Source organism: Corallococcus terminator (genome assembly GCF_049194865.1).
Lineage (GTDB): Bacteria > Myxococcota > Myxococcia > Myxococcales > Myxococcaceae > Myxococcus > Myxococcus terminator_A.
The window spans coordinates 1-13021 of sequence record NZ_JBLZWL010000054.1 but is presented as its reverse complement, the minus strand read 5'-3'; the positions used below and the strand labels follow the sequence as shown (position 1 = coordinate 13021).

At 66.0% G+C, this 13021-nt stretch carries 7 protein-coding genes; 2 read left to right on the top strand and 5 right to left on the bottom strand.

Annotated features, from left to right (window positions below; all coding sequences use genetic code 11):
• The first annotated feature begins 130 nt into the window (after positions 1-130).
• Positions 131-619 carry a toxin-antitoxin system YwqK family antitoxin gene (locus ACN469_RS18020; protein WP_498769533.1) on the top strand — a complete coding sequence of 163 codons (489 nt, stop codon included), beginning with the start codon at positions 131-133 and terminating at the stop codon, positions 617-619.
• Between the two features lie 118 nt (positions 620-737).
• Entirely contained in the window at positions 738-1838 is a 1101-nt protein-coding gene (locus ACN469_RS18015; RefSeq protein WP_498769531.1) for a TIGR04552 family protein, read from the top strand.
• A gap of 37 nt (positions 1839-1875) precedes the next feature.
• On the opposite strand, the gene ACN469_RS18010 is transcribed toward ACN469_RS18015, so the two are convergent.
• The 5 genes from ACN469_RS18010 to ACN469_RS17990 all read right to left on the bottom strand — a co-directional run.
• Positions 1876-3267: an Ig-like domain-containing domain gene (locus tag ACN469_RS18010; protein ID WP_498769529.1), complete on the bottom strand. Its 1392-nt coding sequence runs from the start codon at positions 3265-3267 to the stop codon at positions 1876-1878.
• A gap of 217 nt (positions 3268-3484) precedes the next feature.
• A complete protein-coding gene (ffh, locus tag ACN469_RS18005) occupies positions 3485-5131 on the bottom strand; it encodes a signal recognition particle protein (protein WP_498769527.1) in 1647 nt (548 codons plus the stop codon).
• Between the two features lie 325 nt (positions 5132-5456).
• Positions 5457-6515, bottom strand: a complete 1059-nt coding sequence (locus ACN469_RS18000; RefSeq protein ID WP_498769525.1) for a Rieske 2Fe-2S domain-containing protein — start codon at positions 6513-6515, stop codon at positions 5457-5459.
• Positions 6512-8017 (bottom strand): condensation domain-containing protein, encoded by a 1506-nt coding sequence (locus ACN469_RS17995; protein WP_498769523.1) that lies wholly within the window; start codon positions 8015-8017, stop codon positions 6512-6514. Before ACN469_RS17995 ends, ACN469_RS18000 begins: the two co-directional genes overlap by 4 nt.
• The coding region (locus ACN469_RS17990) for an SDR family NAD(P)-dependent oxidoreductase (protein ID WP_498769521.1) at positions 8014-13021 on the bottom strand (5008 nt) is incomplete at its 5' end. The genes ACN469_RS17990 and ACN469_RS17995, both read right to left, overlap by 4 nt.

Sequence of the window (13021 nt, the reverse complement as noted above, 5' to 3'; positions counted from 1 at the left end):
CTCTAGGGACCTTGGGCTGGCTAGGCGCACTGCCAAACTGGCATGGCTCGGAGTGAATAAGATTGTCAGTTGCTCGTTTGAATGAGCACCGGCGCTTCAGTGCCCGTTGCCACGTACGAAGGAGAACGAGATGTCTTTCCGTTTTGTTGCCCTGTGTATGACGTTTGCCGCCTCCCATGCCATGGCCGAGGACACCTCTGTGGGCCGTGAGGTGCACCTCAACTGCCCTACGGGAACCGTTCAGAAGGGGACGCGGGTGAGCAAGGACCTCGGCGTCTCCTGCGTGAAGTCGACGGGGAGCGATAAGGGCTCCCACCATGGGCCCTATATGGACTTCTGGGCCAATGGGCAGAAGCAGTCCGAGGGCCAGTACAAGGACGGGTTCCGTACGGGGCACTGGACCTTCTACGACACGAATGGTGTGAAGACGGGGGAGACCCAGTTTGTGAACAACGATTACCACGGTCAGCGGGTTCAGTTTCATCCCAACGGTTCCAAAAAGATGGAGCAGACGTGGGTGAAGGGGCTCCGCGAAGGGGTCGAGGCGACCTACACCGCAGAAGGCCAGAAGATCTCTGAGGTTCACTATGCGGCCGGTAAGCCGATGGCCTCGAAGTAGTCCTTCCTGATTCGTTCTGGCCTGCGTCGAAAGGCCCTCGCCTCCTTCTGGAGCGAGGGCCTTTCTTGTTTCTCCATGGGACTTTCCCGAATCGTCTTGCTCAGCTAGGAAGTTCGGCGTGAAGGCTCCTTCGCTAACCCCCGTTCTCCCGGACATCCCTGTTCGCACTGTCGCGGAGATGGGCTTGCGCGAACTTGAGCGCATCCGCCTCATTCTGCGAGGGGGGTCGGTCATCGACTGGAGGCGAATGCACTTCCAGGTTCGCGATGAGGTCGACCGATTCCTGCGCCTCTGCCAACTAGACGTCTCTCGTCCCTATGATGAGGCCTGGGCCCGTCTCGTGCTGGCGGAGGCGGTAGCGTATCTGCGCAAGACCTTCAACTACCGTGTGGCGGACGCGGTCGCGAAGCCTGAAGAGATTCACGACCTCTTTCTCCTGGCCTCGGGCGCGAAGGGTAACGCGCGGCACCGCCGCATCGCGTGTGTCGTATTGAAGGTGATGCACGTCATCCAGCACATCGAAGGTCGAGACCTTCTCTTCCGACTCGCGATCTCGGAAGCGGAGCTGGCTGAATTGGTGATGGAGAAGGTGCTCGGCGTCGCCCAGGAAATGCAGGAGAAAGGCTTGCCGATTGTCGAGTTCGCCCACTCCATCAAGACCCAGGACTCCCTTGTTACCAAGCTCCTGGCGAAGAAGGAGACAGTGGCTGCCCAAGTCTATGACCGCACTCGATTTCGAGTCGTAACCCGGTCACGAGACGACCTGTTGCCTGTGCTGTACTACCTCACGCAGCGACTGTTCCCCTTTCACTTGGTCGTACCGGGCCAAACCGAAAATACCCTGCTACCGTTCAAAGGGTTGCTCGAGGAGTACCCTCACTTCGAGCAGTTCACGCCCAACCTCCATTTGGACCGCAACTACGAGGACCGGGAGGATCGGGGCGGAAACCTGTTTTCAGGCAGCAGCTATCGGGCGCTCAATTTCGTGGTGGATATTCCGGTGCGGATGGATGCCTATCTACCTTCCCCCGAGGAAGACACGCGGCCAAGGAAGGGCCGCGTGGTTATCTCGCTCGTGGAATTCCAGATTGTCGACGCGGAGACCGCCCATCAGAACGAACTGGGCGAGAACTCTCACGAGGCATACAAGCGCCGACAGAAGAAGCGGGTGCTGAAACGCCTGAGCCAGGGGCTCGTTGTTCCGAAGAAGCAGGGCTGAGAGCGCACGCTCGTTGCTTCACGATGCCTCGCTGCTCTCACGGATAGTCGTACGTGACTTCAAGTTCAGCCAGCTTGGGGTCGGTTTCGCTGCTTGATTGCAAGACATCAACAACATTGTCGTTGTTGGTCCCGAGCTCAAAGCGGAGGCGATACTGGGTTTTCTTGTTTCTTGCGACTCGATTTACCCAATCCGCAGCGACCATAGTGGTGACGTCGATAGTGGCGGGACGCCCTGGTTGGATGGCGGGAACGCTGACTCCTGAAGAGATTGCCTGACTGGAATAAGCGACCTCAAGCTCCGGATTGTACCCAAAATACACGGGGAGTTCTTCCCCGATATCCACAGGTTCCAATAGAAGTCGACCAAGCTTTCCGTATGGGGCTCCTTGCTGGTTCGTGACCCACCACTTGAGCTGAGCTTGCCGGATGAGGGTGAGTTCTTCAGGAAGATTGGCCAACTGAAAGCCAAGGAACAACCTGTAGCTGTGATTGTTGCTCCAATCGCCCACGGAGGCGATGTTGTAATAGGCCGTCTGGCGAAAGAAGCTAGGGGCCGCGACATCTCCGCTGGTGATTGGGTCGAAGTCGAATGTCATTATGCCCTGTCGCATGCTCCTGAAGCTCTGGATGGCTGTTTCAATCATGGAATTTCCGGCGACATCTTTCGCACTGGTGGAGACCTGCCACCGGAGGTCCGTTCCTGGCGCGAGACTCGTTGGCAGAGTATATGTCACTACTGTCGACGCGGCATTCCATGCGAACGTGCCGGCATTGAGGCCAGCAGGCGATAGAATCGCGAATGCTGATTCCACTGACGCTCGATTCATCGGTTCCGAAAACACGACTTCGAAGGGGGGATTTCGGTCAACTCCGATGGCTGTGTTCAGGGGAATCGTTGAGAGCACCGTGGGAGGAGTGGTGTCAGGAGCAGGGCCCGCCGTGGTGAACGAGAATGTATGAGGCCCAGTGAGGGCATTGCCGGCGATGTCCTGACCTGCCACGGTGACTGTGTAGCGCGTGTTTTCGCTCAAAGGAGACGCGACTCCCAGTGTGAAAGTCGTGCCTTGAAGGCTCCACACTGCATCGACGAGGGAGATCTCCGGCTCGACAAAGACTTCAACGGTGCTCTGTTCCATAGTTTCGGAGAACGTCAGCATCAGGCCCGTGTGGATGGAGACCTGCGTGGCCCCGCCTAGCGGCGTTGTTGTCCGAATCGTCGGTGGGAACGTATCGGCAGGCCCGGAGTCAGGCGTGCCTCCTCCTCCGTCCTGCGTTGGACCGGCATCGACCGGAGGCTGCCCCGCATCCGGCGGGTCCACGATGTCCGGTACATCGATACACCCGACGAACAGGAAGACAGCGACAAGGGGAACGGAGAGGCGAAGTCGGTTCGTCATGAAAGGACCACTGTGCAGGGTGCGTTCCACGGTCAGGCGCCCTCGTGAGAGCCCAGCCCGGCACTCGGATGCCTACCACGATCGCCTCAGGCCCGGCTGACTCGGCCAGGGAGGCCCCTGGCAGCCCGTCCGTCGCCACGGACCTCCGTCCACGAACCGCGCACCCGCCCTGAAACGAGAAGCCCGCGCCCCTCGGACTCCTCCGAGCAGCGCGGGCTTCACCGTCATGGACTTGAAGGACCCGGTCCTACTTCTTCTTCCGGTTCTTCTTCTTGTTGTCCTTCTCGCGCTTGCGGCGCTCCTTGATGGCGTCGCGGTCCTCGGGCTTCCCGCCGGCGGCGGGCGGGGCGTAGCCCATGAGGCGGGCCTTCGCCATGGCGGCCTGGCCCATGGGGGGCGTGTAGCCGGGAGCCACCTGCGGGAGCTGCATGGGCATCCCCATCCCGGGCATGCCGCCGCTCATCATCTTCTCCATCATCTTCGGATCCCCGCCGAACATGCTGGAGAGGTCCATGTTCCGCATCTGCGACAGCTGTCCCAGCTGCTTGAAGCCAGGGATTCGGCCCAAGAGGCCCGGGTTCTGGCCAATGGTCCCCATCACCTGCTGCATCATCCCGAACTTCTGGAGCAGCTCGCGCACGTCCTCCGGCTTGCGACCGCTGCCCTTCGCGATGCGGCCAATCCGGCTGGAGTTGATGAGGTCCGGACGCAGGCGCTCCTTCTCCGTCATCGAGTCGTACATCGACTCAATCTTGGTCAGCTCCTTCTCGTCCGGGTTGAGCTGGTCGGTGAGGTCGCCGAAGAGGGGGAACTTCTCCAGCAGGTCCTTGAGCGGACCCATCTTCCGCACCATGCGGATCTGCTCGACGAAGTCCTTCATCGAGAACTGGCCGGACAAGAGCTTGCGCGCGTCGTCCTCGGCCTTCTTCTCGTCGACGACCTTCTCGAAGTCCTTCATCAGGCCGACGATGTCGCCGAACCCGAGGATGCGACCCGCGAGGCCCTCCGGGCGGAACTCCTCCAACTTGTCCATCGACTCGCCCATGCCGAGGAACTTGATGGGCTTGCCAGTGACTTCCTTGATGGAGAGCGCCGCGCCGCCGCGAGCATCGCCGTCCAGCTTTGTCAGGATGAAGCCATCCAGGCTCAGGCGCCGGTCGAACTCGGCGGCCGTGCGCACGGCGTCCTGACCAATCATCGCGTCACACACCAGGAGGATGTTGTCCGGGTGGACGTTGGTCTTGATGGACTCCAGCTCGTTCATCAGCGCTTCGTCGATGGCGAGTCGACCGGCGGTGTCGATGATCACCACGTCGCACTTCTGCTCGCGCGCGGCGGCATAGCCTCGCTTGGCCAGCTCGGGCGGCTGCAAGCCGGGCTCGTGGTAGACGGGCACCTTGAGCCGCTCGCCCAGCACCTTGAGCTGATCCACGGCGGCGGGACGGTAGATGTCCGCGGCGACGAGCAGTGGCTTGCGCCCCTGCTGGAGCAGCCGGTTGGCGAGCTTCCCGGTGGTCGTCGTCTTACCGGAGCCCTGGAGGCCCACCATCATGATGCCGGAGAGCTGCCCCTTCGGCTTGAGGTTCAGGCTCGTGTCGACCGGCCCCATCAGCGCCTCGAGCTCGTCGTGGCAGATCTTGATGAAGTGGTCCATCGGGCTGACCTTGCGCTTCTGGCCCGAGGCATCGGTGATGGTCGTCTGGACGAGCTCGCCCACGGCCTTCTCGCGGACGCGGGCGACAAACTTCTTCACCACGTCGAAGGCGACGTCGGCCTCGAGGAGCGAGACGCGGATGTCGCGCAGCGACTCGTCGACCAGCTCGGGGGTGAGCTCGCTCTTGCCGGCGAGGCGGTTCTTGGCGGCGCGGAAGCCCTTGGTGACGGTCTCAAGCATGGGGGGCGCTTTATAACAGGGGGGAGGTGGGATGCGACCGTGGAGCGCATCCCGGACGTCGAAGAGTGGAGCGCCGGGCACCCGGCCCCGTCCGCCCGGGGCGGCCCGGAGCACGGACCCCGAATTCATCAACGCTCTTGAGGGGTTGGCGCATCCCAGGGGGCCTGGGGAGACCCGGCCGGGGGCGCGCCCGGGGCCGGTGGACCGGCGCGGACACCAGGGCCCCCTATCGCCCGGATGCAGGACTGGGGGGCAGGGGAGCCTCTTCCCAGGGCCAACCCCAGCCCTCTCCCGGACTCGCCTGGCCGTGCCAGGAACACACGATTCAGTCGGCGGAGAGCAGGTCTGCCTTGGGGTACTCGCGGACGTACTTGAGGAAGCCGAGCAGGGTCTTGTCCGCTTCGACCATCACCCCTTGCCGGAACTGGATGGTCTGCAGCACGCCCTCATCGTCATCGAGGAAGGCCTGCATGAACTTCGCGGCGCGCAGCAGTCGGGGGGCGTCCTTGAGGAAGCTCATCATGGTGCCGCTCACGAGCGCGAACTGCTCCGTGCGGGTCGGCGGCCGGCCCTTGTTCTTGCCTTCCTTTCGCGGCACGCCCGCGAGCAGGTAGGCCCGCGTTCCGCCGCCAGGAATGCGCGTGCCGGTGAACATGCCGAAGATGGGGCCCGAGGGCGTGCGGGAGATGGCGGAGAACGTGTTGGTGCCCGTCACCCGGTTCCAGTTCTCGACCTTCAAGCCGTCACGCGTGGTGTAGTGCACGTCGTGCTCGAGGACGTAGTCCGAGCTGTTCATGTTGATGGGCCCCTCGATGATGCCCAGCTCGTGCAGCGTATGCAGGTGCTGGTAGTCGTGGGAGTTGCACACCATGACCCAGGGAGGGACGGGGAAGCCCGCCTCGTGCACCTTGACGCCGTAGAGCAGCTCGCTCTCCTCGTAGCCCCGCACGCCCGGCACGTCGAACAACGGCTTCTCACCGTTGAACGCCCAGACCATTCCCCACTTCTCCGCCGTGGGAAACGTCTGGATGCGAGCGCGGTCGGGAATCTTGCAGCCCACGGGAATCTTGGTGCACACGCCGTCTTGGTTGTACTGCCAATGGTGGAAGGGGCAGCGCACCTCGTCGCCAATCACGTCACCGATGCTCAGGTCCGCGCCAATGTGACTGCAATAGGCGCTCATCACCTGCGCCTTGCCATTCTGTCCCCGAAAGGCAATCACCTTTCCATCCAGGAACCCGCGGCCGACAATCTTGCCGGGCTTGAGCTCCCTTGAAAGGCAGACGGCGTACCAGTTCTGGTGATAGCCGATGCCGGGACCTTCGAGGATGGGGCGCGAGTCACGCACTGCGGGTTCGGTAGCGGGGCGCATCAATGCCGTCATGGGTGCCTCTGGGGGTGTGGGTAGGGGAAGACTGCTTGCCGGGGGTCCTCCGCGAAGGCGCGCAGAAGGGCCTGGAGCTCTCGGGCCCAGCCCGTGACGGTGGCCGAGTCGATGCGGTCGGCGTCGTGGATGAGCTCTCCGCGCAACCCCGTCGAGGTCTCTTCCAGGTACAGGGTGAGGTCGAGCAGCGCCGTGTCGTGCGCGAGCGTCAGGGGAGTCGCCTCGAGCGCGGACAGCTCGGGCTGGGGCGCGATGCCCTTGAAGACGAGCATCACGTCGGGCGTCGGGCCTCCAATGGCCTCGGGCGGAACGTCCGGATGGGCATAGGCCCCGAGCGAGACGGCGCGTGCATGGGTGAGCAGCTCCAGGAAGGTCGGTGAGCCCTTGGGGCGCAAGCGCAGCGCCAGCGTGTTGAGGAACGTCCCGACGAGCGGCTCCAGGTCCGTGTGGCCACGATTCGCGGCGGGCGTGCCGATGAGCAGGTCTCGCTGTCCACAGGCTCGCGCCAGGAGCACGTACAGCGAGGACAACAGCACCATGAAGAGGGTGCAGCCCGCCTGCTGTCCCACCGCGCGCAGTCGCTCGATGAGGTCGTGCTCCACGCGGAAGTCCACGGAGCCCCCGTGGTAGCGCCGCTGCGCCAGTCCCCGCGAGCCCGAGGGCCACTCCAGTCGAGGCGGCGGGTCCGCGAGCTGCTGCTCCCAATACCCGAGCTGTCGCGGGAGGACTTCCTCCGCGAGCCAGCGCCGTTGCCATCGCGCGTAGTCCGCGTACTGGAGGCGAAGGGGCGCGAGAGGGCAGGGCTTGTCCGCGAGGAAGGCCGCATAGAGCACCGTCAGCTCATGCACCAGCGCTCCCCGGGATGCGCCATCCACCACCGTGTGGTGCATCATCATCACCATCACATGGCTCTGCTCGGAGAGGAGCAGGAGCCAGGCGCGGAACAGCGGGCCTCGGGTCAGGTCGATTCGCCTCCGCTGCTCGTCATGGAGGATGCGTCCCAGCGCCTCCTGCTGTGCCTCCGCGTCGAGCGCCCGCAGGTCCACGGGCTCCAGCGCGGTCGCCCCGGGGGACGCGATGACCTGGACGGGCGTGTCTCCTCGCAGCTCGAACGTCGTCCGCAGCACCTCGTGACGCTCGACGAGCGTCGCCACGGCCCGCGTCAGCGCACGTCGGTCGAGCGGCCCCTCCAGCCGCATGGCGAAGCTGGCGATGTGGGCCGGAGCGAGGTCCGGCGCCTGTATCTCCGCCCGCCACAGCCGCTCCTGGGTGAGCGACAGCGGCGGCGGACCGGTCCGAGGCAGCGGCTCCAGTCGAGTGGACTCCGGGGCCCCGCGAGCCTGGTGAAGCAGCTCCAGCAGTCGAGGCTTGTGCTCCACGAGCGCCGAGCGGAGCGTCGCGTCCACCACGCCGTCTCGCGCGCGGACGCGCAGGTTCGGGCCCTCCGCCCAGAGCTGGACGTGGCGCTCCGTGAGGCTCGAGAGGAGCTGCTCCAGGTTCATAGGGTCAGCTCACTCATTCCCGGCGTGGCCTCGGCCGTGAGCGAAGACGTCGACGCGAGCTGATTGACGGTGAGTTGCTGCTGGGTCAGCTCCGCCAGCTCCTGGAGACTGGCGCCGCCGATGAACTTGGAGATGGGCAGGTCCACGCCCAGCGCGTTCATCAGGTGGTTCTTCAGCTCGATGGCCATCAGCGAGTCGAGGCCCAGCTCGGTGAGGGGGCGCTCCGGCGCCAGTCGCGACGGGTTCTTGATGCGCAGCACCTTGGACAGGCGCTTCTGGAGCTCGGTCACCAGCAGTCGACGCGCCTCCACGGGGGAGACCTCCGACAGCTTGCGGAGCAGGGCATCGTCTCGCGCCGAGGCCTTCGCGCCGCCACCACCCTCCCGCGCGACGAGCGCGGACAGCAAGAGCGGCACCGCGCCCTTCACCTCGAAGCCACCTCGGGCGATAGGCATGACCGCCACTTGAATCGTGGCGCTGGCCGAGAGTAGTGATGACAGGACGGCGAGCCCCTGGGCCGGACGGATGGGGTTCATCCACCGGTCCGCGAGGCGCTCCTGGACGCGCTCGTTCGCCGCGGCGCCCACTTCCGACCAAGCACCCCAGTTGATGGTCAACGCGGGCAGGCCCTTGGCGCGCCGGTAGTGGGCCAGCGCGTCCTGGAACGTGTTGGCCGCGGAGTGGTTCGCCTGCCCGCTGTTGCCCAGCAGCGAAGCGATGGACGAGTAGAGGACGAAGAAGTCGAGCGGCTGTCCCAGCGTCAGCCGGTGCAGGTTCCACGAGCCCAGCACCTTCGCCGCGAACACCTTCTTGAAGCGCGCATGCGTCTGTTGCTCCAGGATGCCGTCGTCGAGCGCGCCCGCGGAGTGGATGACTCCTCGTAACGGAGGCATGCCTTCCAACCCTGTGGTCAGGGCCCGGGCCAGCGCGTCTTCCTGTGACACATCGGCGCGGGACACCACGACGCGCACGTGGGCGCTCTCCAACTCCTGAAGCTGCTCCGAGGCCGCTGCTGTCGGGGCTCCGCGTCCAATCAACAGGAGGTGCCGGGCCCCGCGTTCGACGAGCAGCCTGGCCGTGAGCAAGCCCAGACCATTCAGGCCGCCGGTGATGAGGTACGTCCCATCCTCCCGGCACTGGAAGGGCACTTCCGACTCCATCCGCGAATGCCGCATGACGCGAGGCACGCGCCGGATGCCGTCTCGGAAGGCGACCTGCTCATCGGAGCGCTCCGAGAGCAGCTCCGTCACCAATCCCTCCAGGTCGTCGCGCCGAGGGTCCAGGTCGATGACCGTTCCTCCCAGCTTGGGGTACTCCATGGCGATGCCTCGCCCGAGGCCGTGCAGTGGCGACTGCGCGACGCCCGGTGCTCCATCTCCCAGCACGTCGAGCGCGCCTCGGGTGACGAAGCTCAGCGCAGGGGACAGCCGCGTGGCGAGCAACGCCTGGAGCAGGTCGAGCGCGCTGCCGCAGCCGTTGCGGTACGCCGCCTCCAGGTCGAGCTGCGCCATGTCGTCCGGGCCCGAGGAGTCGAGGCTCGTGAGGTGGACGACGTGCGTGGGGGCTCGCGAGGTCGCGAGCGAGTTCAACAACTGGGAGAAGTCCGCGACCGTGGCTCCCGCGCCGGAGACGATGGTGCACAGCTCGCCTCGGGCTTCCAGGCGCTCCGCAAGCTTGTCTCCCGTGCCTCGTGAGTCCGCGACGATGAGCCACTGGCGATTGCTGGCGCGCACGTCCTCGTCTGGCAGCCGCGCGAGGAGAACCGCCGCCTGGAGGCTGGCCTCGTGCTCCGCCTTCGCCAGCGCCGCGCTGGTGGCGAAGCCCTCCTGGGCGAACAGCGTCTTCCATCCCGAGCTGGGAATCAGCGGATGCGTGGGGCGCAGGTCCGTGTCCGTGTAGCGCCACCAGCCCGACGTGAGGCCGAACGTGAGGTCGACCCAGCGCCGCTTGGAGGTGGCCTCGACGACGAGCAACATCCCCGAGGGCGCCAGCAACCGCCGCGCGTTTCTCAGCGTCTCCCTCAAGCTCTCCGTGGCGTGCAGGACGTTGGCCGCGACGATGATGTCGAAGCCGCCGGCCTCGAAGCCCTGGGCGGCCGGGTCCTTCTCGATGTCGAGCGTCCGATACGTCACGAACGGATGCGCGCGGAACTCCTGCGCGGCCCGCTGGAGGAAGAGCGGAGAGATGTCCGTGAAGACATACTCGGTGCGCTCCACCGGCAGTTCGGGCAGCAGCAGCGCCGTTGTGCCACCAGTCCCGGCGCCAATCTCCAGGATTCGCACGGTGCGCTCGGGCGGCAGGCGCGAGACGGCTTGCGCTAGCGCTGTCTTCGCCTGCGCGTTCAGCTCCCGCGGGCCTGGCGAGTCACGGTACAGACTTGCCGCGACCTCCATGTCGCCCTTGGGGAACAGCAGCTCCAACGGGTCGCAGCGACCCCGCAGTGCCTCCGCGAGTCCCTCGCCGCAGCGCTGTACCAAGGCCTGCTCCGAGCGATGTGCCGGGTAGCGCTCCGCCAGCGACGCCATGCGCGCCGCGACATCCATCGGCTCGGGACGGGTGATGACCTCCAGCGTCTCTCCCGTGGCGCGCAGCAGGCCTTCTTCGGTGAGCATCTCGAGCAGCCGCCGCCACAGTCGTTGATGGAGCGGGATGACACCGAGCTGCACGGCGCGCTCGTCCGCCTTGAAGCGGGAGCCAGGGGTGAAGTCGCAGCCCAGTCGCTCCATCGCCCGCAGCACGTAGGGAACGCACAGCGACTCCAGCTCCTGGAGGAAGACGCCGTAGGCCGCGAGGTCTTCCCGGCCCGACAAGGCCTCCAGCCGAGGGAGGACCGCGTCACGCAGCGAGCCCGGCGTGGGAATCCAGGAGGGGGACACGCGGCGCCCATGGGGCAGGGCGGGGTGCCATTCGAGGGCGTAGAGCCACTCCTCGAGCAGCTTGTCTCCCTGACCCAGCAGGGCCTCCAGCCGGACCTGACGGAAACGCAGTCGCTCGGCCTCCGCGAGCAGTCGCCCGTCCGTGCTGAACACCCGGAGCGAGGCGATCGCCTCCAGGCCTTCTTGTCGACGCTGGAGACTTGCCCAGACCTCGCGCTCCATGGGGGCGTGGAGTCGGAGCCCTTCGATGCCCGCGGGCAGATAGGGCGTGTCCTTGCGCTTGGGGAACGTCACGCCCAACGCCTGGAAGCACGCATCCAGCATCACCGGGTGCACGGTGTAGGGCTCCAGCTTGAGTCCCTCGGGCAGGACGATGCGCACGAGCGCCTCGCCCTCCTGTCCGTACATGGCCTGGAGCGCCTGGAACATGGACCCGTACACCAGGCCTCCGCTGGCCAGATGCGCGTAGTAGTCCGCTGGAGCGATGGCCTCCGTCATGCGTGACCGCAGGGAGGCCAGGGACTCGCCCCCCGACTTCGACGGTGACGCGGCCCCGAGCCGGCCCGTGGCCACCTGCTCCCAGGTGATGACCCGGTCTTGCTCCCGGCGCAGGAACACCTTGAGGGACTGCGTCGCTCCATCCTCCTTCACCAGCGTGGACTGGAGGACGACGGCGCCCTTCTCTGGCAGCGCGACGGGACGCTCGAAGGTGAGCTGGAGCAACTCCAGCGGCTTCTCACCCGACACACCGGAGAAGCGTCCCGCGGCCAGGGCCAGCTCGACATGGGCCGCCGCTGGCAACAGCGCGGTGCCCGCGGCGCGATGGTGGTCGAGGAAGAACGGCTCCCTGGCGCCGAGCGCTCCCTCGAAGCGCACCTCGGTCGAGCCCGCCAGCTCGACGCGCCGGCCGAGCAGCGGATGCACCACTCCCGCCTGTGAGGGCAGGGGCTGCGCTCCCGAGGTCTCCGGACCGGTCTCCACCCAGTAGCGCTCACGCTCGAAGGACGTGAGGGGCAGGCGCACCCGGCCACGCGATGTCTTCCCATGCACCTGGGACCAATCTACGGCGACGCCGCGCGTGTGGAGCGTGGCCAGACTCTCCAGCATCCGCCGTCGATTCCCCACGCCCGTGTGCAGCGAAGGCAGCCACTCGCGTGACTCGCCGTCCTCTGGGATGCACCGCTGCGCGAGGCCGAGCAGCACGCTCGCGGGACCGACCTCCACGAAGTTGCGCACGCCCAGCGCGTGGATGGACTCCACGGCTCGCGCGAAGTTGACGGGCTGGAGCAGGTGCCGGCACCAGAAGTCCGGCTCCGACAAATGGCCTTCCACGAGCTGCCCCGTCATGTCGGAGACGATGCGCAGCCTCGGCGCGTTGAACCGCACTCGGGAGAGCTGCTCCCGGAAGCGGTCGATCATTGGATGCATCAAGGGCGAGTGGAAGGCGTGCGAGACGTTGAGCTTGCGCGCCTGGATGCCCTCCGCCGTCAGGGCCTTCATCACCGCTTGGACGGCCTCGCTCGCGCCGGAGATGACCGTGCTCGTGGGGCCATTGATGGCCGCGATGGACAGCCGGTCGCGATAGGGCTCGATGGCCTCCGCCACCCGCGCATGGGGCGCGAGGAACGAGGCCATCTCCCCACCCGGAGGCAGCTCATGCATCAGCCGTCCACGCAGGGCGACCAATGGCAGCATGTCTTCGAGGCTGAAGACGCCCGCCACGCACGCCGCCGCGTACTGTCCCAGGCTGTGTCCCACCACCACGGAGGGCTCCACGCCCCAGGACTTCCACTGCTCCGCGAGGGACACCTCCAGCGCCACCATGGCGGGCTGGGTGAACACCGCCTGCTCCAGCGGTGAGCCGCTGCCCTCCTCGGCGAACAGCACCTCCAGCAGGGGACGGGGCAGGTGCGGCGCCATGATGCTCGCGCAGCGGTCCATCGCGGCGCGGAACGCGGGCTCACGCGTGTACAGCTCTCGCCCCATGCCCAGGTGCTGCGAGCCTTGTCCGCTGAAGAGGAAGGCCACCTGGGCGGCGCGCGACGCGGCCTCCTCGGAGACGATGAGCCCCTCGACGGGATTGCCGCTCGTGAACGCCTGGAGCTGCGCGCGCAGCTCGTCCCCCGAC